The 25,678-nt window shown below is 67.1% G+C and carries 24 protein-coding genes; 2 read left to right on the top strand and 22 right to left on the bottom strand.

The genetic code is table 11. The features are described 5' to 3' along the window. Nucleotides 1-18: 18 nt before the first annotated feature. The 10 genes from IBX22_RS33085 to IBX22_RS33040 form a co-directional block, all read right to left on the bottom strand. Complete coding sequence (locus IBX22_RS33085; RefSeq protein WP_194819736.1) at nt 19-1,458, bottom strand: sugar porter family MFS transporter; 1,440 nt, start codon at nt 1,456-1,458, stop codon at nt 19-21. Further along, nucleotides 1,455-2,186, bottom strand: coding sequence for a respiratory nitrate reductase subunit gamma (narI, locus tag IBX22_RS33080; protein WP_194819735.1), 732 nt, complete (start codon nt 2,184-2,186; stop codon nt 1,455-1,457). The genes IBX22_RS33085 and narI overlap by 4 nt, the downstream gene beginning before the upstream one ends. Further along, nucleotides 2,183-2,815 (bottom strand): nitrate reductase molybdenum cofactor assembly chaperone, encoded by a 633-nt coding sequence (gene narJ / locus IBX22_RS33075; protein WP_194819734.1) that lies wholly within the window; start codon nt 2,813-2,815, stop codon nt 2,183-2,185. Before narJ ends, narI begins: the two co-directional genes overlap by 4 nt. Continuing rightward, nucleotides 2,812-4,413, bottom strand: coding sequence for a nitrate reductase subunit beta (gene narH, locus IBX22_RS33070; protein ID WP_194819733.1), 1,602 nt, complete (start codon nt 4,411-4,413; stop codon nt 2,812-2,814). The genes narJ and narH overlap by 4 nt, the downstream gene beginning before the upstream one ends. Then, a complete protein-coding gene (locus IBX22_RS33065) occupies nt 4,413-8,111 on the bottom strand; it encodes a nitrate reductase subunit alpha (RefSeq protein WP_194819826.1) in 3,699 nt (1,232 codons plus the stop codon). Before IBX22_RS33065 ends, narH begins: the two co-directional genes overlap by 1 nt. 22 nt (nt 8,112-8,133) lie before the next feature. Then, on the bottom strand, nt 8,134-8,352 hold the full coding sequence (locus IBX22_RS33060; protein WP_194819732.1) for a hypothetical protein: 219 nt from the start codon (nt 8,350-8,352) through the stop codon (nt 8,134-8,136). Nucleotides 8,353-8,407: 55 nt separating this feature from the next. Next, on the bottom strand, nt 8,408-8,935 hold the full coding sequence (locus IBX22_RS33055) for an RICIN domain-containing protein (RefSeq protein WP_194819731.1): 528 nt from the start codon (nt 8,933-8,935) through the stop codon (nt 8,408-8,410). Nucleotides 8,936-9,076: 141 nt separating this feature from the next. Continuing rightward, entirely contained in the window at nt 9,077-10,093 is a 1,017-nt protein-coding gene (locus tag IBX22_RS33050; protein WP_194819730.1) for a TIGR03617 family F420-dependent LLM class oxidoreductase, read from the bottom strand. 10 nt (nt 10,094-10,103) lie between these two features. Beyond that, on the bottom strand, nt 10,104-11,306 hold the full coding sequence (locus IBX22_RS33045) for a YhgE/Pip domain-containing protein (protein ID WP_194819729.1): 1,203 nt from the start codon (nt 11,304-11,306) through the stop codon (nt 10,104-10,106). A 37-nt stretch (nt 11,307-11,343) separates the two neighbouring features. Continuing rightward, nucleotides 11,344-11,619, bottom strand: a complete 276-nt coding sequence (locus IBX22_RS33040; RefSeq protein WP_194819728.1) for an EamA family transporter — start codon at nt 11,617-11,619, stop codon at nt 11,344-11,346. Between the two features lie 66 nt (nt 11,620-11,685). Between IBX22_RS33040 and IBX22_RS33035 the strand changes: the two genes are divergently transcribed. Next, on the top strand, nt 11,686-12,282 hold the full coding sequence (locus IBX22_RS33035; RefSeq protein ID WP_194819727.1) for a phosphoribosylanthranilate isomerase: 597 nt from the start codon (nt 11,686-11,688) through the stop codon (nt 12,280-12,282). Here the strand turns inward: IBX22_RS33035 and IBX22_RS33030 are convergent. From IBX22_RS33030 to IBX22_RS32995, 8 genes are all read right to left on the bottom strand, one after another. Then, nucleotides 12,279-12,677, bottom strand: coding sequence for a hypothetical protein (locus IBX22_RS33030; RefSeq protein ID WP_194819726.1), 399 nt, complete (start codon nt 12,675-12,677; stop codon nt 12,279-12,281). The genes IBX22_RS33035 and IBX22_RS33030 overlap by 4 nt on opposite strands. 54 nt (nt 12,678-12,731) lie before the next feature. Beyond that, nucleotides 12,732-12,989 carry a hypothetical protein gene (locus IBX22_RS33025; protein WP_194819725.1) on the bottom strand — a complete coding sequence of 86 codons (258 nt, stop codon included), beginning with the start codon at nt 12,987-12,989 and terminating at the stop codon, nt 12,732-12,734. Between the two features lie 43 nt (nt 12,990-13,032). Beyond that, nucleotides 13,033-14,373, bottom strand: a complete 1,341-nt coding sequence (locus IBX22_RS33020) for an LVIVD repeat-containing protein (RefSeq protein ID WP_194819724.1) — start codon at nt 14,371-14,373, stop codon at nt 13,033-13,035. A gap of 51 nt (nt 14,374-14,424) precedes the next feature. Continuing rightward, the gene (locus IBX22_RS33015; RefSeq protein ID WP_194819723.1) at nt 14,425-15,300 is read right to left on the bottom strand and encodes a metal ABC transporter permease; all 876 of its coding nucleotides are present in this window, start codon (nt 15,298-15,300) and stop codon (nt 14,425-14,427) included. 3 nt (nt 15,301-15,303) lie between these two features. Continuing rightward, nucleotides 15,304-16,059, bottom strand: coding sequence for a metal ABC transporter ATP-binding protein (locus tag IBX22_RS33010; RefSeq protein ID WP_194819722.1), 756 nt, complete (start codon nt 16,057-16,059; stop codon nt 15,304-15,306). Next, nucleotides 16,056-16,988, bottom strand: a complete 933-nt coding sequence (locus IBX22_RS33005) for a metal ABC transporter substrate-binding protein (protein ID WP_194819721.1) — start codon at nt 16,986-16,988, stop codon at nt 16,056-16,058. Before IBX22_RS33005 ends, IBX22_RS33010 begins: the two co-directional genes overlap by 4 nt. Nucleotides 16,989-17,128: 140 nt before the next feature. Beyond that, nucleotides 17,129-17,386, bottom strand: a complete 258-nt coding sequence (locus tag IBX22_RS33000) for a hypothetical protein (protein WP_194819720.1) — start codon at nt 17,384-17,386, stop codon at nt 17,129-17,131. A 42-nt stretch (nt 17,387-17,428) separates the two neighbouring features. Next, entirely contained in the window at nt 17,429-18,667 is a 1,239-nt protein-coding gene (locus IBX22_RS32995) for a VWA domain-containing protein (RefSeq protein ID WP_309234888.1), read from the bottom strand. Between the two features lie 156 nt (nt 18,668-18,823). Between IBX22_RS32995 and IBX22_RS32990 the strand changes: the two genes are divergently transcribed. Further along, nucleotides 18,824-20,560, top strand: a complete 1,737-nt coding sequence (locus tag IBX22_RS32990; protein ID WP_194819719.1) for a DUF3556 domain-containing protein — start codon at nt 18,824-18,826, stop codon at nt 20,558-20,560. On the opposite strand, the gene IBX22_RS32985 is transcribed toward IBX22_RS32990, so the two are convergent. The 4 genes from IBX22_RS32985 to IBX22_RS32970 all read right to left on the bottom strand — a co-directional run bounded on the left by IBX22_RS32985 (nt 20,550) and on the right by IBX22_RS32970 (nt 25,621). Continuing rightward, nucleotides 20,550-21,521: a TauD/TfdA family dioxygenase gene (locus tag IBX22_RS32985; RefSeq protein ID WP_194819718.1), complete on the bottom strand. Its 972-nt coding sequence runs from the start codon at nt 21,519-21,521 to the stop codon at nt 20,550-20,552. The genes IBX22_RS32990 and IBX22_RS32985 overlap by 11 nt on opposite strands. Nucleotides 21,522-21,554: 33 nt before the next feature. Beyond that, nucleotides 21,555-22,670, bottom strand: a complete 1,116-nt coding sequence (locus tag IBX22_RS32980; RefSeq protein WP_194819717.1) for a hypothetical protein — start codon at nt 22,668-22,670, stop codon at nt 21,555-21,557. Between the two features lie 96 nt (nt 22,671-22,766). Beyond that, on the bottom strand, nt 22,767-24,275 hold the full coding sequence (locus IBX22_RS32975) for a YfcC family protein (RefSeq protein ID WP_194819716.1): 1,509 nt from the start codon (nt 24,273-24,275) through the stop codon (nt 22,767-22,769). Continuing rightward, nucleotides 24,272-25,621 carry a M20/M25/M40 family metallo-hydrolase gene (locus IBX22_RS32970; RefSeq protein WP_194819715.1) on the bottom strand — a complete coding sequence of 450 codons (1,350 nt, stop codon included), beginning with the start codon at nt 25,619-25,621 and terminating at the stop codon, nt 24,272-24,274. Before IBX22_RS32970 ends, IBX22_RS32975 begins: the two co-directional genes overlap by 4 nt. Nucleotides 25,622-25,678: the final 57 nt, after the last annotated feature.

Here is a 25,678-nt window from a genome sequence, read left to right as displayed (position 1 = left end):
CCCACTGTCTTCGACTGGTCAACCCATGGATTCCAGTGTGCGGCCCTTGGTTTCGCGCACCAGATGCCGCACGAACGGAATGGAGACGACCGCTGCGAGCGCGTACAGCCCGTACGCGCCGGACAGGCTCCACGCCGACAGCGACGGGAACGAGACGGTGATCAGCCAGTTGGCCACCCACTGCGCACTCGCCGCCACCGAAAGCGCTATGGCGCGAATGCGATTGGGGAACATCTCACCGAGCAGCACCCACACCACCACGCCCCAGGACAGCGCGTAGAACAGCACATACAGATTGGCCGAAACCAGCGCGATGGTCCCGGGCACCTTGGGCATCGACGGATGGTCCTGCGAGCCACCGACATAGGAGAACATCCACGCGCACAGACCCAGCGTCACCGCCATGCCCACCGAACCGACCAACAGCAGCGGCTTACGCCCGACGCGGTCGACCAAGGCCATGGCGATCAACGTGCCGACGATATTGATCACCGAGGAAATCATCGACACCAGCAGCGAATTCGAGGTATCGATGCCGACCTGCTGCCACAGCAGCGACGAGTAATAGAAGATCACGTTGATGCCCACGAGCTGCTGTAGCGCCGACACCCCGATACCGATCCACACGATGGGCAGCAGCACGCCACGGGAATGGCTGAGCAGGTCCTTTGGCCCCGAACGGACTTCACCGGTCATGGCGGTACGGATTTCGTCCACGCGCCTGTCCAGGTGGGCCGGATCGTCGTTCTCCACATCCGCGAGTACCTTGCGGGCCTCGTCCTCCCGCCCGTTGGCGATCAGGTAGCGCGGCGACTCCGGAATCAGGAATGCCATGGCGCCGTAGACCACGGCGGGCACCACCTCGGCGCCCAGCATCCAGCGCCAGGCCGAAAGTCCGTGCAGATCAGCGTCGTTCGACCCGCCCGCCGCCATATTGATCAGGTAGTTGACCAGTGCGGAGAGCGCGATGCCCAGCACGATCGCCAACTGCTGGAACGAAGCCAGCCGCCCGCGATAGGCCGGCGGCGCGACCTCGGCGATGTAGGCGGGCGCGACCACCGAGGCCGCGCCGATGGCGACCCCGCCGGCGAAGCGCCACACCGTCAGATCGGTGTCCCCGAAAGCGAACATGCTGCCCAGACCGCTGATCGCGAACAACAGCGCACTGAGCTGCATCACCCGGGTGCGTCCCCAGCGGTCGGCCAGCCAGCCCGCGCTCAGCGCACCGGCGGCCGCACCCGGCAGCGCCGCGGCCACGATGAATCCCATGGTGGCCGAGGAGACGCCGAAGTCGGACTGGATGCCGGTGACCGCGCCGTTGATGACCGAGGAGTCGTAGCCGAACAGGAAGCCGCCCATGGCCGCCGCGGCGGCGACGAAGACGACGTTCGGTCCGATGGCTCCGGGTTCGGCATTGGCGTCCGGGTGCGGCCGCCGCAGTCCGGGCTGGTCGGTCATCGTCCGGAGTCGATTCGTTCCCATCCGCGCTGCGGCGCGCGCTCGCCGAGCTGCCGGGGGTCGCGGGAGCGGTAGATGATGTAGGGCCGGAACAGGTATTGCACCGGGGCACTGAAGATGTGGACCAGCCGGGTGAACGGCAGCAGCGCGAACAACGCCATCCCGATCACCGCGTGGACCTGGAACGCCACCGGCGCCTGCGCCATCAGGTCGACCTCGGGACGCAGCGTGAAGATACTGCGCGCCCACGGCGCGATCGTGCCCCGGTAGTCGTAGCCCTCGTCGAGACTGGAGTGGGTCAGCTTGGCGAACAGACCCGAGAAGATCGCGGCCACCAGCACCACGTACATGAGCTTGTCGTTGCGGGTGGTGGCATTGAAAACAGGAGCATTGGTGCGGCGGCGATAGATCAGCATGCCGATGCCGGCGATCGTCAGGACACCGGCCGCGGTGCCTCCCAACAGCGAGACCAGGTGGTAGGCGTGCTCGTCGAAATGCAGCGCGTCGGTCCACGCGGCCGGGATGAACAGCCCCATGATGTGCCCCACGAAGACGAACAGGATGCCGTAGTGGAACATCGGCGAGGCGATGTTGAGCAGCCTGGATTCATACAGCTCCGAGGAGCGGGTGGTCCAGCCGAATTTGTCGTAGCGGTAGCGCCAGGCCAGGCCGGTGGCCAGCAGGCCGATGACCAGATAGGGCAGCGCGCCCCACAGGAAGGTGCTCATCGCGGGTCTCCAGTCAGCAGGGGAAGCATTCCGAGGTGGCCGTAGGGCTCGAGGCCCACGGTCTCGCGGGGCGGGCCGCTGCGCGCCATAGCGCGGGCCTGCGCACGATCGGTGGGCGACGGGCCGGGCAGTGTTTCACACAGCCCGGTCAGTACCGGGGCGAAGGCATTGTCTTTCTCGCTCAACGCGATTCGTAGCAGTTCCAGGGCCGGACGATGCTCGAGTAACAGGGCATCGGTGCGGGCCAGAGCGCTGAATTCGAGGACGGCGGGCAGATAGTCGGGCAGTTCGTCGCCGTCGAAATCGAAACCGTGCGCGCGGTAGCGGTCCTTGAACCGCACCAGCGCCTGACCCCGATTACGGGTGTCGCCGTCGGTCCACCAGGTCAGGTACAGGCTGTGCCGATTGGTGAAGTCGAAGGTGTCGACGTACGCCGCGGTGCGCTGATCATCACCGAGTTGCGCTGTCGCGCCGAGGAATTCGCGCAGCCGGGCCGCGGCCGGATGCCGAACCGGGCCCAGCGCCCGATCGAATTCGGCGATGTCCGTGCGGAATTCGGCATCCGGGTAGGCCAAGCACGCGGCCGCCACCCGGTACACGATCGCGATATCGTCACTGATCCGCTTCATGACCGCGTCTCCTCGGGCGTGTCCGCGGTCTGCTGTTTGCGCATGGCGTGGAAGCTTTCGATGGTCACCAGCGGCAGCGACTTCCGCCCGGACCCGGCACCGAAGGAGCCGTCCTCGGACATACCCGGTCCGCCCTCGTAGTCGAGGCTGCAACCGGACCCCACCGCCGCCTCCTCCAAGCTGTGCGCGTCGGCCATGGCGGCGGTCGGAATCACATAGCGGTCTTCGTATTTCGCGATGGCGAGCAGGTGGAACATCTGCTCGATCTCACCGGCGGTCATGCCGACAGCGGCTGCCTTCTCCTCGGAGACGGTGCGTCCGAGATTGATGTCGGCCATGTGGGATCGCATGGCGGCCAGGCGATTCAGGCTGGCGCGCACCGGGCCGGTATCGCCTGCGGTGAACAGCTCGGCCAGGTATTGCAGCGGGATGCGCAGCGCATCGATCGCGCCGAACAGGTTGCCCGCGTCCTCGCCGTCGAATCCGCTGTCGGCCACCGCATCCACCACCGGAGACAACGGCGGGATGTACCAGACCATCGGCATGGTCCGGTATTCCGGATGCAGCGGCAACGCCACCTTGTACTTGCTGATCAGCGCGTGCACCGGGGAGCGCTGGGCGGCATCGAGCCACTCGCGTGAGATGCCGTCGCGTTCGGCGGCGCGCCGCACAGTCGGATCAGCGGGATCGAGGAAGCACTCCAATTGTGCTTGGTAGAGCTGCTTTTCATCCTTGGTTGCCGCCGCGACGGTGATCTTGTCGGCGTCGTAGAGCATGACGCCGAGGTAGCGCAGCCGCCCGACGCAGGTCTCCGAGCACACGGTGGGCAGGCCGACCTCCACGCGCGGGTAGCAGAAGGTGCACTTCTCGGCCTTGCCGGTCTTGTGGTTGAAGTAGATCTTCTTGTACGGGCAGCCGGTGACGCACTGTCGCCAGCCACGGCACTGGTCCTGATCGACCAGCACGATGCCGTCCTCGGCGCGCTTGTAGATCGCCCCCGACGGGCAGGCCGCGACACAGGCCGGGTTGAGGCAGTGCTCGCAGATGCGCGGCAGGTAGAACATGAAACTTTCCTCGAAGGTGAAGCGAATCTTCTCGCCCACCTCCTCGCGCATCTTCACCACGTTCGGGTCCTCTTGCCCGTGCTCGGCCGCACCGCCCAGGTTGTCGTCCCAGTTGGCCGACCATTGCACCGACATCGGCTTGTCGGTGATCAGCGAGCGCGGCGGCGCGACCGGATAGTCGTCGCCCAGCGGCGCGTCGGTGAGGTTGCGGTAGTCGTAGGTCCACGGCTCGTAGTAGTCGCGCACGGTGGGCAGCACCGGGTTGGCGAACAGGCTGGCCAGCTTCCACAGGCGTGAGCCCTGCTTGAGCTTGAGCTTGCCGCGCCGGTTCAGCGTCCAGCCGCCCTTCCACTGCTCCTGATCCTCGTACCGACGCGGATACCCTTGTCCCGGACGGGTTTCCACATTGTTGAACCAGACGTACTCCATGCCGGAACGGTTGGTCCAGGTCTGCTTGCAGGTCACCGAGCAGGTATGGCAGCCGATGCATTTGTCGAGATTCATCACCATCGCGATCTGTGCCATCACGCGCATCAGTACGTCACCTCCTGGGTGCGGCGGCGGATCACGGTGATCTCGTCACGCTGGTTGCCGGTCGGGCCGAAATAGTTGAATGCCCAGGACAATTGGGCGTAGCCGCCGATCAGATGGGTGGGTTTGAGCAGCACCCGGGTCAGCGAATTGTGGATACCGCCACGGCGGCCGTCGGTTTCGGACTTCGGGACGTTGACCGTGCGCTCCTGCGCGTGGTGCATGTACACCGTCCCGCGCGGCATCCGCGGGGACACGATGGCGCGCGCCACCACCACGCCGTTGCGGTTCACCGCCTCGATCCAGTCGTTGTCGGCGACACCGATGGCCTCGGCATCCTCCACCGACATCCAGATCCCTTGCCCGCCACGCGAAAGCGACAGCATGAACAGGTTGTCCTGGTACTCCGAGTGAATCGACCACTTGTTGTGCGGGGTCAGATAGCGGACGGTCACTTCGTTCTGGCCATCCGGCCCGAGCGCGGGTTCGCCGAAGAGCCGCCGCATGTCCAGCGGCGGCCGGTACACCGGCAGCGCCTCCCCCAGCTCGTGCATCCAGTCGTGGTCGAGGAAGAAATGCTGCCGCCCGGTCAGCGTGTGCCAGGGTTTGAGATGTTCGGTGTTGAGGGTGAACGGCGCGTACCGCCGCCCGCCGGATTCACTGCCCGACCACTCCGGCGAGGTGATGACCGGCACCGGGGCAGCCTGGGTGTCGGCGTAAGTGATCCGCACACCCTCCTTCTCCAGCGCCAGGTGTGCCATGTGCTGGCCGGTGCGCTTCTCCAGGGTCTCGAAACCCTGAACCGCCAAGCGCCCGTTGGTCGTTCCGGACAGCGCGAGAATCGCGTTGGCGGCCTTGAGATCGGTGTCCAGCGCCGGACGCCCGGCGGCGATCCCCGAGGCCACTACGCCGTTGACGCCGCGCAGATAGTCGATCTCGGCATCGGGGCGCAGCATGATGCCCTTGGCCGGTAAGCCGAGTTTGTCGGCCAGCGGGCCCAGCGAAGCGAATTTCGTTGCGATGGCGGTGTAGTCGCGCTCCACCACCGTCAGCCCGGGCATGGTCTGGCCGGGGATCGGCTCGCAGTCTCCCGCACGCCAATCCAGCGCGACACCGCCGGGTTGCGCTGTCTCACCGACGGTGTCGTGCTGCAGCGCGGTCGCCACCACATCGTGCCGGGTGTCGAGGTGGCCGACGGCGAGCTCGCTCAGTCGCGACGCCAGATCGTAGAAGGCGTCGAAGTCGGTGCGCGCCTGCCACGGCGGATTCACCGCTGGGGCAAAGGAATGCACGTAGGGATGCATGTCCGTGGAGGACAGATCGTGCTTCTCGTACCAGGTCGCGGCGGGCAGCACCACGTCGGAGAGCATGGTCGAGGAGGTCATGCGGAAATCGATCGTGAGCAGCAGGTCGAGCTTGCCCTCCGGAGCCTCGTCGTGCCACACCACATCCCGGGGGCGCGCCTCCGGGGGCGCTTGTTCGGCGCGCAGCGAGGACTGGGTGCCCAGCAGGTGTTTGGTGAAGTATTCCGCGCCTTTGGCCGAGGAGCCCAGCAGGTTGGACCGCCACAGCGTGAGCACGCGCGGCCAGTTCTGCGGCGCGTCCGGGTCCTCGCAAGCGAAACCCATTCGGCCGCTGCGTAACTCGTCCACCACATAATCGGCGGGCGCTTTACCGGAGGCGGTTGCCTCGTCGGCCAGGTCCAGCGGGTTGCGGTCGAAAGTCGGGTACGACGGCATCCAGCCCATGCGCGCGGACTGAGCCAGCACATCGGCCCCGGTCATGCCCTCGAAGCGGCCCGTGCCGAGCGGCGAGGCCATGACATCGGCGGTGAATCCGTCGTAACGCCACTGATCGGTGTTGGTGAAAAACCATGCGGTGCCGATCATTTGACGCGGCGGCCGGGACCAGTCGTTGGCCGAGGCCAGGGTGGCCCAGCCGGTCACCGGGCGGCACTTCTCCTGCCCGACGTAGTGGGCCCAGCCGCCGCCGTTGCGGCCTTGACAACCGGTGAGCAGCAGCAGCGAGAGGAACGCGCGGTAGATCGTCTCGGAGTGGAACCAGTGATTGGTGCCCGCGCCCATGAGAATCATGCAGCGGCCCTTGGATTCCTCTGCGACAGCAGCGAATTCGCGGGCGATCTTGATAGTGCGCGCCGCCGGTACCGAGGTGATCCGCTCGGCCCACGCGGGCGTGCAGGAAGCTTCGGCGTCGGCGTACGAACTGGGCCAGTCCCCGGGCAATTCCGTTCGGGCCACTCCGTATTGGGCCAGCAGCAGATCGAAGACCGTGGTCACCAGCGGCCCGTCCGCAGTCAGCCGCTGCGCCGGAACACCGCGGCGCAGCGTCTCGCCGCGGCCCTGGCCGTGCTCGCCGCCCTCGGTGTCGAAGCGCGGCAGCACCACCTCCACGCCGCTGCCGCGCCCGTGCAGCGACAGCAGCGGCCGGACCTGCTCGAGATCCAAATTCCAACGGCCCGCGCCGGATTCGGTCCACCGGAAGCCCAGCGAACCGTTCGGCACCACCGGTTGCCCGCTGGTCTCGTCCAGCAGCACCGTCTTCCACTGCGCGCCCTCCCCGGTGTCGCCGAGATCGGCCGCGCGCACGAACTTGTCCGGCACGTAAGCGCCGTCCCGTTCGGTCAGCGTCACCAGGAACGGCAGGTCGGTGAACTGCCGGATGTAGTCGGTGAAGAACGGCACCTGCCGGTCCACGAAGCATTCCTTGAGCACCACATGGCCCATCGCCAGGGCGAGTGCGCCGTCGGTGCCCGGATGCGGGTGCAGCCATTCGTCGGCGAACTTGGCGTTGTCGGCATAGTCGGGGGCGACGACCACGACCTTCTGACCGCGGTAGCGCGCCTCGGCCATCCAGTGCGCGTCCGGGGTGCGGGTCACCGGGACGTTGGAGCCCCACATCATGAGATAGGCCGCGTCCCACCAGTCACCGGACTCGGGCACATCGGTCTGGTCACCGAACACCTGCGGCGAGGCGACCGGCAGATCGGCGTACCAGTCGTAGAACGACAGCATGGGCGCGCCGATCAAACCCATGAATCGTGCGCCCGAGGCATGCGAGACCATCGACATCGCGGGGATCGGCGAGAACCCGGCGACCCGGTCCGGGCCGTAGTTCTTGATCGCGTGCACGTGTGCGGCGGCGGCGATCTCGATCGCCTCGTCCCAGGTGGCGCGCACCAGGCCGCCCTTGCCCCGGGCCTGCTGGTAGCGCCGCCGGCGTTCCGGATCGGCTTGGATGTCAGCCCATGCCAGGACCGGATCGCCGAGGCGGGTGCGGGCCTCGCGATACAGCTCCAGCAGCACACCGCGGATATACGGATAGCGGACCCGGGTCGGCGAGTAGGTGTACCAGGAGAACGAGGCGCCGCGCGGGCAACCGCGCGGCTCGTACTCGGGGCGATCCGGGCCGACCGAGGGATAGTCGGTGGCCTGGGTCTCCCAGGTGATGATGCCGTCCTTGACGTAGACCTTCCAGCGGCACGAGCCGGTGCAGTTCACACCGTGGGTGGAGTAGACGATCTTGTCGTGGCTCCACCGGTCGCGGTAGAACACATCGCCTTCGCGCCCGCCCTCGATCTGTTCGCTGTGCAGATCCGCCGCCGGCGTGCCCGGACGGAACCAGCGCGCCGAGCGCAGCAGCAGTTCGCCGGTCTCGCCTGGACCGGTGGCCGGTCGGCTCATCACCATGTGTGACCCATCCCCATCATCCCTTTCCCTCGGCGCACCGGGCGATGCCGCCGTTGCGGAAGCCGGTATCAATCAACAGCAATCGGATAGCAATAGGACTCGACAGTCGAGTAGAGCACAGAAGAATGCGCTGTTTTATGGGCCACGCCGGACCGAGGCGCGCCAGCGTCACTGGGTTCAGCAGACCGGTGGCAATCACCGGAACGAGGTCGGCGACAGCGCGGTCATCCAACACGCGACTGTTCCGCCGCATCCAAAGGAGATGCGGCGGAACAGAGGGGACCTCGGGGTCAGTGGCCGACCACTACCAGCACGAATTGCTGGGTCGGATTGTTCTGTGCCGGACGGCTGACCACGTTGTAGTCCTTCTCGGCGATCTCGTGGGCGTCCACATAGCGGTTGTTGGAGACCTGCTGGATCGTGTACTTGCCGTCGCCGATGGCGCGGATGTGCCAGAGCTGGGTGTTGTTGTTCTGGGCGGGGCGGGTGACCAGGCGGTAGTCCAGTGACTCGATCTCGTGGGCGTCCAGGTAGCGGTGGCTGCTGACCTGCTGCACGGTGCCGGTTCCGGTGCCGCTGTCATCCCAGTTGATCCGCCACTGCTGGCTGGTGTCCCCCTGCTTCGGCCGGGTGACGACGTTGTAGTCGTGGGTGCCGTCGGCCCAGGCGTCGAGATAGCGCCCGCTGGAAACCTGCTGGATGGTGACGACGTCGTCCGCTTGCTCGGCGTGCGCCGTGGCGGGGACGGCGACGAGGGCGGCGGCGGTCAGGGTGCCGATGAACAGTCCTGCTGTTGCGCGGCTGCTGAAGTTTCTCAAGGACGGATCTCTCTGGGGGAAGTTGCTGGCTTTTGCCTGTACGAACAATGTTCGAGCAAAAGCAACTGGCCCAGAAGGCACCCTGGGGCGGCGGCTCGGCCGCCGGAGGGGTGCGAAAATCACCCCAGAGAGTGGCGGGCGCTAGGTGGCGTGCAGTGCCGCAACCAGGTCGGTCAGGTTGGCCGAGGAGATGTCGTATCCCGGGAAGTAGCAGCAGACTTGGTGGGCGTGGTCGCCGAAGCGGTCGGCGATCTGCTGGGCGCACTCCTCCGGGGTGCCGATGACGGCGAGGGTGTGGAGCATGGTGTCGTCGACCAGCGCGGCCATGTCGTTGAACGCGCCGCGTCTGGCCATGGCGGCGAGGGTCGGTTGTTTGTCCTGCCAGCCCTCGACCTCCAGCACCGGAACGTAGTTGGGCGTGGACGCGTAGAAGCCGACCAGCCTGCGGACTCCTGTTGTGGCGGCGGCCAATTCGGCGTCGTCGCGACCGGTGCCGACGATGACCTGCGGGATGATCTCGAAATCGGCAGGGGTACGGGCGGATTCGTTCAAGCCGCGTTCGACCGCGGGCAGGGTGCGTTCCTCGAAGTGGCGTTTGCTGTTGAACGGCATGACCAGCAAGCCGTCGGCGACGGCCGCCGCCGCGGTGGTCATCACCGGCCCCAGCGCGCCGAGCTGAATCGGGGGCGGACCGAAGGGACTGGGGCCGGGATCGAAATACGGGGACATGAGGGTGTGAGTGCTGAATTCGCCGCGGAAGTCGAGTCGCGAATTGCCTTCCCACGCATCGAATATCGCTTTCACGGCGCGGACGGTGTCGCGCATGCGGGCGGCAGGGCGCGACCAGGTGCTGCCGTAGCGGCGCTCGATGTGGGCTTGCACCTGGGAGCCGAGGCCGAGGCGGAACCTTCCCCCGCTCACGACCTGGAGGTCGTAGGCCGCGTGGGCCAGGTGTAGCGGGCTTCTCGGCAGTGCGATCGCGACGTTGGTGAACAGTGCGACATCGACCGCTGACGCGGCAGCGAGCAGCGGGAAGAACACGTCGTGCTGGCCTTCGAAAGTGAAGAGTCCGTCGATGCCGCAGGCGGCGAGATCGGTTGCGCGGCGGGCGGCTTCGGCCGGCGCGGCATCCAGCTGAACATGTACCTGGTACGACATTGGAGCGACGTTACGCCGCCCGCGTGCGGAAGCGTTCGTTTCCGATGGTGGCCAGTACGCCGACGAGCACCCCGAGACCCAGGCCGATCGCGCACATGATGACCGCCTGGGTCAGGCCCGCGTCCGCGCGGGCATCGAAGTAGAGGATCGACCGGACACCGAGATACACCTGCCGCATCGGCTCGAACGTGGCCAGCACGTGGTACGCGCCGGGGGCCGCTTCGATCGGCCGGATACCGCCCGAGGACGGGATGCCCAGCGCGATGAACAGCAGCAGATTGATCGGCATCGAGAGGATCGCGAGGATCGGCATCCGGAACGCCGATGCCAGCGCGGAGGTGGTGGCCGAGATTCCCAGTGCGGTAACGCCGACAGCGAAGGCCGCGAACGCGCCGAAGCAGTAGAGCATGAGGTGGTGCTCGATCGGCATGCCGAGGTGCGCGGCGATCAACTGGTAGATACCGGCCATCAGCAGCGCGACGACCGCGAAGAGCGCCCACTTGAATCCCAGTACCCGCCAAGCGGAGATGTCCGGCCGGCCCGCGACCGCGGCGTCGACGCCGGAGCTGACCAGCACGCTGCCGGTGAATCCGGTGAGTACCAGCAGCAGCGTGTAGTAGAAGACGGAGATGCCGTTGCCGGTGCCCGTGGGCAGTGGGCGGTACTGGGTGTCGGCCACTCGCACCGGGTCGGTGAGGGTGACCAGTGCGGCGGCGGACAGCTGGACACCGTTGCCGCGGGCGCGTGTGGTGGCGTCGATGCCGAGCTGACGATTGATCTGGGCGAGTGCCGGAGTGACCAGTTCGGTGGCCAGCGAGGCTCCGACCGCGCCCGCTCGCGGGTTGGTCCGGATTTCGAGGACCGGCGGTGTGCCGAGATCGGCGTCGGGGCGACCCAGGGCAGTCAGCCGGTCGCTGAAATCCGCCGGAATCATGACCGCGCCGTACACATTTCCCAGCGACAGCAGTCGCTCGGCCTCCGCCGTATCGGTCACCCGCAGCGCGACCTGACCCGCCAGCGCGTCGGTGACTTCGCCGGCGACCTGCGCGCCGTAGGCGCCCTGATCGGCGTTGACCAGCACCAGCGGGAAATCGCGCAGGTGCTGTTCGGAATTGACGACGCTGCCCAGATACGACACCGCCAGCAGGCTCAGCAATCCCATCGCGACAACGAGCGGGATCGCCCAGGCCGAATGGTTCCGGCTGTTAGACACGGCGCCACGCTAACAGCACATGATCAGCAATCAAGCCTCATCCGCTGCGCGCCGCACCCGCCGCCGCGAGCACCACCAGGGCTATTCCGGCCCCTTGCGCGAGTTGCAGCGCTTCACCGAGCAGCAGCAGACCGGCAGCGGCGGCGACCGCGGGCATCAGGCTCATCAGCACGCCGAAGGTCGCGGCCGTGATCTGCCGCAGGACCGTCATTTCGAGTGCGTGCGGCACCAGCGAGGACAAGATGGCTATCGCGAGCAGACCTAGCAGCACAAGCGGATCGAACAGGGCCGGAGTCGAATTCGCGAGTACCACCGGCGGTCTCGCGTGCGGGCTGTGGCTTCCGGCACAGGCGACAGCTCGTCGCATAGGGTTTTCGGCATGTTCGTGAAGCTGTGCGGTCTGCGCACCGAGGAGGATGTGGCCACGGCGGTGGACGCCGGAGCCGACGCGGTGGGGTTCGTTTTCACCACCAGCGCCCGGCAGATCTCGGTCGAGGTGGTGCGGCGGTTGCTCGAGGGCGTGCCGCCGCAGGTGCTGTCCGTTGGTGTCGTGCACGGTATTCCGGCGGCCGAGGCCGGTGCGCTGGCCCGCGCGGCGGGAGTCGGCGCGTTGCAGTTGCACGGTTCCTATCCGCGGGCGGCGTTCGATGAACTGGCCGAGTTCCGGCTGCTGCGAGCGACGTCGCTGACCTCGGACACGGATGTGCGCACCGGCGCCTACGGCGAGGAGTGGCTGCTACTGGACTCCCCCGTGGCCGGGTCCGGCGAACGCTGGGATCTCGGCGCGCTCAATACCGCCCGGCCGAGCGGGAAATGGCTGCTCGCGGGCGGCTTGTCGCCCGCGAATGTGCGCGCGGCGATCGCGGCCGCGCGACCGTGGGGTGTGGATGTGTCCAGCGGCGTGGAGTCCAGCCGGGGCGTGAAGGATCACGCGCTCATGCGCGAGTTCGTGACCGAGGCCCGACTGCTGTCTTAGGGCTCGATCCGGTCCAGCAGCCAGTGCGGACCCACGGTGGCCGCTCCGAGCGCTTCGACGCGATCCCGGAGTCCCCGATCCGCCGTCACCACGATGATCGATCGCTTGCTGTCCGCCTCCACGGCTTTCGCCACCACCCCGACAATCGCGTCATCCCCTGACCCGTCGGCCGCCACCACCCGAAGCACATCGAATTCCGGTGCGTCACTCTCGATCGCTGCCTTTGCCGCCCCTTCGAGCACCACCACCACATCACCGGGGCGTTCATTCAACGTCGCGATCTTCAACAGCAACCGCCGCGCCGCCCCGGCCCGATCCCGCCACCAGCCATCCGGTTTAGCGCCGACCACATTCGCCGCATCCACCACGATCAACTGAGTCCGCTCGTTCGCCACCTCACCAGTGTCCTCGATGCGAGCCCGCCGAGTGGCACATAGCGGCTGGTGCCCTCAGCTGGGGAGGTAGAAGAGCCAGATGGCCAGGGGGAAGCCGATGCCGGTGACGAGGGCGCCGATGGCCAGGTCCCGGGTGTTCTGTTCGGATTTCGGGATGCGGGTGAGCATGTAGAGGGCCAGGGGGACGGCGAGGAAGAAGACGCCGAACAGGCCGAGGGTCCAGGCGACGGCGGCGGCTACCTTGTTCCGGTCGCTGAAGTCCCAGGGTAATTTGCGGTCCACGCCGATTCCCTCGGCAGTAACGTCGAGCATGGCGAAACATTATCTCGCGCAATGAGTTTCGGGGCGATTTTGGTCACACCGTGAGGTCGAGGATATCGACGCCGCGGGTGTTGTCGGCTATGTAGACGAGGCCGCGGTGCCAGTACGGGGCCCAGGCGGCGGCGTCGGCGGGCCGGTAGTAGGCGATCTGCCGCGGGGCGGCGGGGTCGGTGATGTCGAGGAATCTGGTGCCCTGGGCGTAGAACGATTGGACCAGGATCTTGTCTTGGATGTCGAAGTAGTGCGCGGAGCAGTCGTCGGAGGCCGGGTCGCTGCCCTCTTGGCCGTGGACGCGCCAGGAGCCGATCGTGGTGAGGCGGTACGGGTTCGAGACGGTGGAGCGCCAGCCGGCTCCGTCGTAGGAGCCTTGCAGCGAGGCGATCACCAGTGCGCCGTCGTCGGCGCAGCCGGGGCGGAAGCTTTCCTCGGTGGCGTAGAGGAGGTTCCCATCGCTGCCACCGTCTTTCGTGCGATCGCCGACCGGGCGGAAGCTGTTGTGCATGAACCGGGTTGGGGCCGCCGATTCCGAGAGTCCGCCGCCCGCATAGGGAATCGGGTCGTTCGGCCAGGCCCGATAGCGTTCGCCGCTCACCGGGTCCTTGTGCGTGCCCTCGGTCCAGTATCCGCGCACACCACCGCGCCCGGACACCCAGGCGACGCCGTGCGCGTCCACTTGGACGTCGTGCACGTAGTCGGTCTTGCCGTCGTTGCGGGCCAGCTCGATCGGGTCCGGGAAAACCCTTGGCGCGCGGGGGTTTCGGACGTCGGTGACCCAGATCGGCCGGCCGCCCCAGTCGGCGGGCATGGTGTTCGCCTTGGCCGGGCCTCCGGTCCACAGGTATTGGCAGTCGTTGACGCAGGTGGTGGTGTGGCCGGCGGGCACGGCCACATAGCTCAGCGTGGCCGGTTGCTCCGGCACGGCCAGGTCCACCACGTAGACACCGGACTCGCCCGTACCCGGTTGGCCCGCGAAGGCGCGCGGGTCGCGGGCGAGGAAGGCCAGCTTGCGCTCCGGGTCGACCTCGGTGTCCTCGGTTTCCCACAGGCCGGGCAGGTCGAGCTGCCCGATCAGCTTCGGCGCCACCGGATTCGCGGTGAGGTCGTAGGTCTTCAGCCCGAACTCGCCGGAGACGACCATGACGTCGCGTTCGCCGTACTGCAGGAACTGCAGCGAGATAGCGCCTTTCGCATCCGGGACGTGACCGACGGCTTCGACGTTGCGCTGCGCGCCGGGCGTGCCCGTGACGCGCGGCGGCGAATCGTGCGGGCCGTGGCCGTCACTTTCCCCGCAGGCGCCGGCGGGCAGCGCGGTGGCAGCCAAAGTCGCTGTCGCGGTGAGCAACAGCATGGTCGACCGGAACAACCAGCGGCGCACGACTACCTCCCAGCCAGTCCCCCAAGGGTAAGGCCGCGTGGCCGACTCGGTTCACGCCTTGACGGAAAGGGCGCTCCGGCGGCGAGCGGCGTTGACGCGCTTGCCGATAACGCCTTGGCGCGGCGCGAAGAGGTAGACGAGGGTGAAGGCCGCGCCCTGGACGAGAACCACCATCGCGCCGGGGGCGGTGTCGAGGTGGTAGCTGAGGTAGAGGCCGGTCACCGAGCAGGTCGCCGAGACCGTGGGGGCGATCAGCAGCATCCGGCCGAAACGATCGGTGAGCAGGTACGCGGTGGCGCCCGGGATGATCAGCATCGCCACCACCAGGATGACGCCGACGGCTTGCAGCGCGAGCACCGAGGTGAGCGCCAGCAGCGCCAGCAGCGCGGCGCCCAGGGTGCGCGGGCGCAGGCCGAGGGCGTGCGCGTGGGTGGGGTCGAAGGCGTAGAGGGTGAAGTCGCGGCGCTTGAGCACCAGTGCGGCCAGCACGATTACCGCGAGGATGGCGACCTGGAGGAGTTCGGGGCGGCTGACCCCGAGCAGGTTTCCGAAGATGATGTGGTTCAGGTCGGTCTGACTGGGCGTCACCGACACCAGCACCAAGCCGAAGGAGAACAGCGTGGTGAAGACGATCCCGATGGCGGCATCCTCTTTCACGCGGCTGGTGCTGCGCACGAGCCCGATCAGGCCGACGGCGAGAAACCCGAAGATCACCGCGCCGACCGCGAACGGAGCGCCCACGATGTAGGCGAGGACGACACCCGGCAGCACCGCGTGCGAGACCGCGTCACCCATCAGCGACCAGCCGATCAGCACCAGCCAGCAGGACAGCACCGCGCACACCACGGCGGTGATGACGCAGGTGATCAGCGCCCGGGTCATGAATTCGTAGCCGAGCGGCTCGATCAGGAATTCGGCAGGGGTCATGGGTTATCCGGCCTTCGGGAGGTCGTCGGCGCCGCGGTCCAGGACATCGATCCCGAAGGCGCTCGCCAGGTTTTCCGGCTGCAGCACCTCGCGCGGATCGCCGTGCGCGAGCACGCTGCGCATCAGCAGGATCGCGTCGTCGGCGAGATTCGGCAAGGAATGCAGATCATGGGTGGAGATCAGGACGGCCGCGCCGGCGGCGGCGAGTTCGCGCAGCACGCCCGTGATGGTGGCCTCGGAACGCTTGTCGACGCCGGCGAAGGGTTCGTCGAGCAGCAGGATCGTGGCGCCCTGGGCCAGACCGCGGGCGACGAACGCGCGTTTGCGCTGACCGCCCGAGAGCTGCCCGATCTGCCGGTGCGCCAAGTCCGTCAGTTCGACGCGTTCCAACGCGTGGGCGACGGCTTCGCGGTCGGCGCGGCGGGGCCGGCGGGTGAAACCCATGTGCCCGTAGCGCCCGGTCATGACCACATCGTGCACCGACAGCGGGAAACTCCAGTCGACGTCCTCGCTCTGCGGGACATAGCCGAGCTTGCCCGCCCGCCGGGCCGCGGTATGCGAGCCGCCGTCGATCCGGACCGTGCCGCGATCCGGATCCGCCATTCCCATAATGGTTTTGAACAGCGTGGACTTGCCGGAACCGTTCATGCCGACCAGACCGCAGATCCGGCCGTGCCGCACCGTGATCGAAACATCTTCCAGCGCGAGCACCTCGCCGTAATGCACGGTGACGGCGTCGACTTCGATCGCAAGGGTCATGGCTGTCTTCCCGTCAGTGCGGCGCTGATGGTGTCGGCATCGTGGCGGAGCAGGTCCAGATAGGTGGGCACCGGGCCATCCGCCTCGGACAGCGAATCCACGTACAGCGTTCCGCCGAAACGGGTTCCGGTGGCCTCGACGACCCGCTGCATCGGAGCGTCGGAGACGGTGGATTCGCAGAACACCGCGGGCACCTTGTTGCCGCGGACGAATTCGATGGCGGCGGCGATCTGCTGCGGTGTCGCCTGCTGCTCGGCGTTCACGGCCCAGATGTACTTCTCGGTCAGGCCCGCGTCGCGCGCCAGGTAGGAGAAAGCGCCCTCGCAGGTGACCAGCGCGCGCTCGTTGGGCGGCAGCTTCGACAGCGTGCTGGTCAGATCCGTCTGTACCTGCTGGAGCTGGGCCTTGTAGGCATCGCCGTTGGCCCGGAAGTCCGCGGCGTGCGCGGGATCGAGCTTCTCGAACGCGCGCACCATGTTGTCGACGTAGATCTGCACGTTCAGCGGCGACATCCAGGCATGCGGATTGGGCTTGCCCCGGTAGGCGTCCTCCCCGATCGCGATCGGGGTGATGCCGTCGCTGACCACCACGTGCTCGACCTTCACATCGCCCACGAACTGGGCGAACCAGGCCTCGAGATTCAGCCCGTTGTCGAGGATCAGGTCGGCTTTGGACGCCGTGCGGATGTCACCCGGAGTCGGCTCGTACCCGTGGATTTCCGCGCCCACTTTGGTGATCGACTCCACCGTGAGGTGCTCCCCGGCGACGTTGCGGGCGATGTCGGCCAGCACGGTGAACGTGGTCAGCACCATCGGTTTCCCGTCGCGTGCGGTGCTGCTGCCGCAGGCGGTGAGCGTCGCGCACGCGGCGATGGTCAAGACGAGCGCACGCAAGCTGACACGCCGCAAACGGTGGAACCAAACCTTCATACGCCTGAATGATAAGTTCGGTTAACCTAACTTACAAGTCCCGGGGTTACGAACAGACCGCCCCGAACGGCCCCCGGCCCCGGTTTCACGAGTCCCCACCTGCTCGGCATCCCGTGAAACCGCACCGTAACGGCGACGGATCAGACCCAGGGCAGGCAACCGGCCAAGCGCAACCGGGTCGCCAAGCCGGAAGAAATCTTTCCGCTGGATCCGCTGGTGGACCCGGTCCCGAAGGCCGTCAGCAACTCACCACCGAGTCCCGCGCTGAGCGAGCAGCCCAGCAGGCTGATGTCCAGGGTGATGTTCTCTTCGGGTTCCGCGGCCTGCGCGGCGGCGGGGACTGTCAGCGTGGCGGCGGCGAGGGCGAGGGCGGTGACGGCGAGTTTGATTGATCGCATCGATGCATCGTGGCGTATGCGCCAGGACGGGGCAACCGGATGTCAGCTGGCGACGATGCCTGCCGCGCGGGCAGCGTGCAACCAGTCGGCGAACTCACCGAGCAGCCGCTGATACAGCTCGGCGTCGTCCATCCGGTCGATATCTTCGGCGGTGAAGAAACCCGCGTTGTCGACGGCGCGGCCGTCCATCTCGTCGAGATTGCGCAGCACGCCGTAGTTGGCTTTGCCCAAGCCGACGAACTGCCAGAACGCCGGGAGTCGCGAGGCTTTCCGCATCAGCTCCGCGATCTCACGTTTCTGCGCGAAGCCGCCATCGGTGAAGAACAGCACCAGAGCCGGTCCGTCGCCCGGGTAGAAGGTATTCATCACCGAGCCCATGATCGGCAGTTCGTCGTTGCGCATGCCGAGGCGGTCGTAGTCGATGCCCTCGTGTTTGCCGGTCAGGTGCAGATAGGTGTCGGCCCAGCGATCGCTGTCGGCCACCGAGATGTCGGGAAGTTTCGCGTAGTCGCGGGCATAGAGGTAGGCCTCCAGGCTGCCGTCGTCATCGAGTTGCGTTGCGATCGGGATCATTCGGTCGACGACCCGGTGCAGCACCTTGTTCCGGTACTGCTTGGAGATGCTGCTGGTCTTGTCGATCACCAGGATCACGCGTGCCCGCACACCCAGGACGTCGCGCGTGTGCAGCACTTCGGCGACTACGCGCTTGCGCATGTCGAGACGCTCACGCTTCTTCAGGGACAGTCTGGATTCGTCTGGGACCGTGCGGATCTCGAATACCGGTGGTGGCGCTTCGTCGTCGACGCTGACGCCGTGATCGGTGACGAGGTCGGCGAATCCGCCCGCATATCCTTGGCCGACGGCCCGCACCTTCCAGTCGGCATCGCGGCGGTAGAGCTCGAGGGCGATCACGACCGACTCGGTACCGAGGCCTTCGATCCGGTACTCATACAACACATTTCCCGCGTCATCACCGACCGCGACAACCGGCGCTCCGAACTGCCCGAAGGTGGCATCCGCGTCCGCCAGCGTGAGCACCGCACGGAGCTGGGCGATCTCGGCGGGAACCTCGTCAAGCGAAACCACGAGCACGGCAGGGGTTCCCGTGCGCAGTTCGACACCGGGTGCAGTCGGCTGGTTGAAGAACACGAAGTCCGCGTCGGATCGAACCTTGCCCGCCGCTGTCACCAACAGCGCCGAGAGGTCGGCGGCAGCGGCCGAGTGGAACGAGACCACCACCCGGGCCGTCGCCAGCGCCCCGTTCTGCCCTTTGATCAGCACGACCGCAGCCTAAGCCAGCGGCACCGCAGCCGCTATCGCCGACGCAAGATCCGGTCCCACCGTGCAGGACTCGTCGTTGACAGCGTTCGACGCCGCTGCCACGGTGTCGAAAACTCGGGACCGGTGTGCCCGGGATTTCGGATCGGAGCGTGCTCGATGGGGTTTCTGCGGCCGGACCTGCCGGTGGTCGACATGGTGGAGTGGCGCAAAGGTACGCGCGGGCAACGGATTCGGCCGATGGCGCGGCACTGGGCCGAGGTCGGGTTCGGGACGCCGGTGGCGCTACACCTGTTCTATGTCGTCAAGATCCTGCTCTATGTGCTCGGCGCCTGGCTGATCGCGCTCTCCACCAAGGGGATCGACGGGTTCACCGATGTCGGGGACTGGTGGTCGGAGCCGATCGTCTTCCAGAAGATCGTGCTGTACACGCTGTTGTTCGAGGTGATCGGGCTCGGGTGCGGGTTCGGGCCGTTGAACAACCGATTCTTTCCGCCGATGGGATCGATCCTGTATTGGTTGCGGCCCGGCACGATTCGGCTGCCACCGTGGCCCGGGCGGGTGCCGCTGACCAAGGGCGACGCGCGCACGCTGGTCGACGTGGCGCTGTACGCGGCGCTCTTGATAGCGACCACGGTGACGCTGTTCCTCGACGGCACCGGTGCGGTACCGGAGTTGGATACGACCGTCGGGCTGCTGCCGATGGGTCCCGTCGTGGTGATCCTCGCGCTGCTCGCGGTGCTCGGATTGCGGGACAAGGTGATCTTCCTCGCGGCGCGCGGCGAGGTGTACGCCACGATGACGGTCGCGTTCCTGTTCGGCGCGGACGTGATCGTCGCCGCGAAGCTGGTTTTCGTGGTGATCTGGATGGGGGCGGCGACCTCGAAGCTGAACAAGCACTTCCCGTTCGTGGTGTCGACGATGATGTCGAACAGCCCGGTGGTGCGCTGGAAGCCGTTGAAACGCAAGTTCTTCGAGAAGTTCCCCGATGATCTGCGGCCGGGTCGCTGGGCCCGCGTGGTCGCGCACAGTGGCACCGCGGTCGAAATGCTCGCGCCGCTGGTGCTGTTATTCAGCCCCGGTGGCTGGCCGACGACGATCGCGGCCGCCGTGCTGGTGCTGTTCCACCTGGTGATCCTGACCGCCATCCCGATGGGCGTGCCGCTGGAGTGGAACGTCTTCATGATCTTCGGTGTGCTGAGTTTGTTTGTCGCACATGCCGATCTGGGCCTGGGCGACCTGCAGTATCCGCTGCCGGTGGCGCTGCTTTTCGTGGTGATCGCGGGCATCGTGATCGCGGGAAACATGTTCCCGCGCCAGATCTCGTTCCTCCCCGGCATGCGCTACTACGCCGGCAACTGGGATACCACCATGTGGTGCGTCAAGCCCGCCGCCGCCGCGAAGATCGAGCAGGGTCTGGTCGCGATCGCCAGCATGCCGCAGGCCCAGCTCGAACGCGTCTACGGCAAGGACCGCATGGAGATCCCCCTGTTCATGGGCTACGCCTTCCGCGCCATGAACACCCACGGCCGTGCCCTGTTCACCCTCGTGCACCGCGCCATGGCCGACGGCCGCGAAAGCGACTACATCATCACCGACGGCGAACGCATCTGCAGCACCGCCGTCGGCTGGAACTTCGGCGACGGCCACATGCACAACGAACAACTCATCGCCGCGATCCAGCGCCGCTGCCACTTCGAGCCGGGGGAGGTACGCGTCGTCCTGCTGGACGCCCAGCCCATTCACCGTGGGACGCAACAGTATCGACTGATAGACGCCGCCACCGGCGAGTTCGAGCGCGGCGAGGTCCGGGTCGCGGACATGGTCACCCGCCAGCCGTGGGAGGACGATGTGCCGGTGCATGTCCATCCCGGCGCGACGGTGGTCAGCGGGTGATGACGTACCCGTCGTCCGGGCGGTGATCGCGCGAGCGGCGCAGATCGGCAATGGCGAAGGTGCGTTGCACCCAGCGGTCGGCGCCGTCATAGCGCGGGCGAAAAGCGGTGCGGCCGTGCACTGTTACCCGATTGTCCACGATGACGAGGTCGCCAGGGGCGAGCCTGGTCGTGTGTGCCGCGGTGTCGCAGGCCGCCCCGAATTCGGCCAGGGCAGCGCGGGCGCGGGGCGTCAGCGGTGTGGTCGCGATAGTGGCCATTCGGATGTCCGGGTCGTCCGGCTCCCCCGACAGCAGTGGCTTCGGGTCGCGTGCGCCATTGTCCGCAGGGAAGGAAGGCGGTGGCGCGGTGACGAATTCAGGTTCGGACAGTGCTTTCCGGCTCGCCGCGCTCAGCAGCGGCAGCACTTCACGAAGGCAGGCGGTGCGCAGTCCAGCGACCCGGTCGTGGTCGGCCCGCAGGCACAGCAGTACTACGTAGTCGGGTTCGTGCAGGTGAAATGCGTTCTCGTTGTGGAAGGTCAGCAGCACCGAGCCCGCGTTGCCGGAGAAGGTCTCCTTGCCGCGGATCGGAACGACATCCTGGACCAGTGCGCCGGACTTCTCGGCCAGATAGGCGGCGGGGTCGCCGATTCCGCAGGCCACCATGGTGAGTACCGCCGCCGGAACGGTCGCCACCCGCTGCACCGAGTCGGGGACCGAAGGCGTGGCGGGAAGCTCCTGCGCTGCCACGGGCAAACCGTGGATAACCAGTGCTCCACGCTGCCCGGAGTGCCTCCGAAACCGGCGTACGCTGCGGCGCAGGGGTAGTGGCAGCGCCTCCCAGCCGTCGCGGGCGCGTTCGATCCACTCCGGATCGTCCACTCGGGCATGCGGATCGGAACACAAAGTGCGCGCGACATAGTCGATTTCAGTGGTATCGGCCGGGTCCAGGCTCAGGTCTGCATCGGCGAGCTTGTTCATACGGGTCCTCCCGAATCCCAAGGGGCAAAACGATTACCGGCGTCGCAACGTCGACACGGCATCGGCGATGTAGTGGTCGCCGTATTGCAGCAGCGGCGCGTACTGGGCCGCCCGCCGATGCCGGATCAGTCGCAGCTCACCGACTGCGTTGTCCGGCCCCGTCGGCAACTGCGCGATGGAACGCCGCAGCCGCACCATCGAATAGGCCAGCGTGACATGACGTTCGGCGTCGATCAGGTCGGCTTCGAGCAGCGCGTCGCGGGCGGCGGCGAGTTCCGGATCCCGGATCACCAACTTCTCGTAGTCCTCCGGCACCACCCCGAGCAGTTCCTTCATGGCGGCCCGAAAAGTCTTGTAGCCCCGATGATGTCGCCCACTGAGTGGAATCGCGGTCTTGGGCGGCTGCATGGTCGGCCGAACGGCGGCCATGTAGTACTCCACCGGGATCGTGCTGGCATGGATCATCGCGGCGGGGAAACCCCGGACATACGTGGTCGCATGGTCGAGCCGCGACAATGCGGCCTCGGCCGCGCCCCGGCGCAGATAATGGGCGGCATCGGTCACCGCGACCGCCGCGCAAATGTTGAACAGCACATGCACCTGATGTCCGACGAGCCACCGCGCGGTCCACTCCCGCTCCACCGATATCTCCTCGGAAGTCGCTGGAACGTCGAGGTTTTCGAGAGTGGATCCGCCGGTTTCGTCAGCGCCCGTGAGGTCGAGCACCGCCTGTCGCATACCCGACAGTTCCACCGCCAGGTCGGCGCCCGCGAGCGGGGCCCGGCACAGGTCCGACAGTCCGCGCTGGACGACCAGCGCACCGTGCAGGGCTGCCTGTTGATCGGAGAGTTCCACCTCTCGGACCCGGAAGAACGACTGACTCGCCGAATCCGCGGGCAAGTCCTCGCCCAGGACAGCTTCAGCATCCGCCGACAGCGCGCTGACCAGCTCGCCCGCCGCGGCGGCCGCCTGCCGCACCGCCGCTGTCCGTTCGACGGGACCGGAGTGGGTGGGTATTGCGGCCAGCGCCGTGGCGGTGCGCTCCGCCTCGGCACGAACCCGGGCGTTCAGGTCCGGTACCCGGCCCCCGTCCCGGACGCCACGGAACACAGCTACGGGCGGATGCGGAACTGGAACCGAGGTATCCATGCGGCCCAGCGTATCCCGCCATAACGGACGGCCGCAGGGACTTGGAAATTGTGAATTCCCTTGCGCCATTTACGATCTCATACCGATCGGTTCGGGCTAACCGATCAAGGCGCCGACCGCGAGGAACGCGCACGTCAGCACGAACAGGATGCCCAGCAGAGGCGCGACGAATTTCACGTAGCGGTCGTAGCGGACCTTTGCCAGGGCCAGGCCGCCGGTGACCACCGCGGTGGTGGGGGTGACGAGGTTCGCCCAGCCGGAGGCGGACTGCCAGGCCGTAACCACCAGGGAGCGAGGGACATTCGCGAAGTCGGCGAGCGGGGCCATGATCGGCATGGCGAGGGTGGCGTGCCCGGAGGTGGACGGGATCAGCAGCGCCAGCGGGATGTTCACCAGGTAGACGGCGACGGCGAAGACGGCCGAGGAGGTGCCGGTGACCACGCCCTCCAGGGCATGCAGGACGGTGCTGGTGACCTGGGTGTTGTTCATGATGACGGTGACGCCGCGCGCCAGCACGATCACGATGCCGGCGCCGACGAAGTCGCTGAAGCCCTTACCGATGGATTCGGCCATCCGGGTCTCCCCCAGGCCGCCGACCAGACCGATCACGATCGCGCCGACCAGGAACAGGGCGGTGAGTTCGGGGAAGAACCAATCCAGCTGCCACCGGAAGGATTTCGCGCCGGGGCCGCTGATCACCTCGGCCCAGGGGATGATCGCGAAGATCATGAAGGCGAAGGTGAGTGCGACCAGCCAGAGCACGAGGCGCTGGCGGCCGGTCATCGGATCCGGTTCGTGGTCTTCGGCTTTCACGTCGCGGTCACCCGGCAACCAGCCGGACCAGGACTTTTCCGGGTTCGCCTGGACGCGGCGGGCGTACCAGAGGACGTAGGCGATGGTGGCGGCGGTGAGCACCACCAGCATGGCCAGCCGCAGCACGATGCCGTCGCCGAGCGCGATCTCGGCCGCCGAGGACGCGGTACCGGTCGCGAACGGGTTCACCGTCGAGCACAGCACGCCCACGCCCGCACCGCAGATGATCATGCCGACCGCGGTCATCCGGTCGTAGCCCAGCGCCAAGGTCAGTGGCACCAGTAGTGCGTAGAAGCCCAGGGTCTCCTCGGCGAATCCTTCGATGGTGCCCGCGATCGCGAAGACCACCATGATGCCGATGATCAACAGCAGGGACCGGTTGCGCAGGCGGTAGGCGAGGCTGCCGATGCCGCGGTCGAGCGCGCCGGTGGCGAAGGCGACGGTGATGAACGCGCCGACCGCGAGGACGAACAGGAACACCGCGGCCGCGCCGTAGAGCTCGCCCGCATTGTCCGGACCGACCTGCCCGGTCGTACCGTCCTGAATGCCGTAGAGCCCGTTGATCGGCGCGAGGAACAGGTCGCGCAGCCGCGCCCCGAAACTCTTCGCCTCGTCGAGCCGGTGATAGCTGCCCGCGACGGGCCGCCCTTCGCCGTCGGTGTCGTAGGCGCCCGGCGGAATGATGAACGCCAGCAGCCACACTCCCAGCATCACGCCCGCGAGAATCGTGTACGTCGACGGGAAAGACCACTTCTTCTTGCGCTCGGGCGCAGCGGTGAGCGGCTCGGTCATTTACGCATCCTGTCGGCGAAGAGTTGGAAGAATTCGGCCTCGGCCAGCGCGACGTTGCACAGTTCACTGAGCAGCACGCGCTCGTTGAAGCCGTGCAGATTGCATTTGGCGTCCTCGGCACCGAGCAGCAGGATCTCGGCGCCCGGGTTGGCCGCGGCCAGCGCATTGGTGAGCGGGATGGAGCCGCCCATGGCCGAGTCGACAACCTCGGCGCCCCAGGCCCGTTGCATGGCTTCGCGCATCGCGGCGTAGGCGGGGCCGTTGGTGGCCGCGGAGAACCCGGCACCGACTTCGCCTCCGGTGACCTTCAATTCGATCCCGTAAGGCTTCACCTTTTCCAGATGGTCGATGACTGCCTGCCTGCCCTCGGCGGGATCCTGGTCCGGATGCACGCGCACATTCAGCGCGGCCTTCGCGTAGGGCACGACCGCGGAGGCGGCGGTCGCGGTCGGGGGCGCGTCGAGGCCGATGACCGTAATCGCGGGCCCGTACCAGATGCGTTCGCCGATCGGGCCGGTGCCGAGCAACGGCATACCCGGCTCCATGCCCGTGATATCGGCGAATTCCCGATCTGTGAAGTCGGCGCCCGTCCACTTGTCCCGCCGCAGACCCTTGACCGCGACGTTTCCGTCGGCGTCGTGCAGGGTCGTCAGCGCGGCCATCAGCGCGAGCAGCGCATCCGGTGCGGCGCCGCCGAATTGGCCGGAGTGCACCGGAGCCGCGAGCGTGCGGACCTCGACGAAGACATCGGCGACCCCGCGCAGCGCCGTGGTCAGCGTCGGCGTGCCCGCGCGGATATTGCCCGCGTCGCAGACCAGCAGCGCGTCGGCCTGGAACAGCTCGGGATGCGCAGCCGGATAGTCGTCGAGGACCGACCCGTACTCTTCCTGGCCTTCGATGACCACGGTGATACCGACCGGAGGCTTGCCGCCGTGCGCCCGGAGCGCGCCGATGTGGGCGATCACATTGGACTTACAGTCGGCGGCGCCGCGGCCGTAGATCGCGCCGTCCTTCTCGGTGGGCGTGAACGGCGGTGTCTGCCAGAGCGATTCGTCGCCGGAGGGCTGCACGTCGTAGTGCCCGTAGAGCAGCACCGTCGGTGCGCCCGGCGGAGCGGGAATACGCCCGTAGACCACCGGGGAGGTATCCGGCAGATACAGCACCTGCATATCCTCGACACCGGACTTCCGCAACTCATCGGCAACGAAGTCGTGCGCGCGCTTCACATTCTCGGGCGGATAACCGGGAAATGCGATGGACGGGATCGAGACCAGTTGTTTCAACAGGTTTGTCAGCTCGGGCCGCAAACCATCGACCCTGCCGGGCAGATCACCGCTCGAAGTCATGCCCCCATGCAACCACCCATCGGAGCGGCTTCAGTTATTTGCTGGCCACCTTTATCC

Origin of the sequence: Nocardia sp. XZ_19_385 (assembly GCF_015355755.1) — a bacterium.
Lineage (GTDB): Bacteria > Actinomycetota > Actinomycetes > Mycobacteriales > Mycobacteriaceae > Nocardia.
The sequence above is the reverse complement of the archived record's forward strand: the minus strand, read 5'-3'. Positions and strand labels throughout refer to the sequence as shown.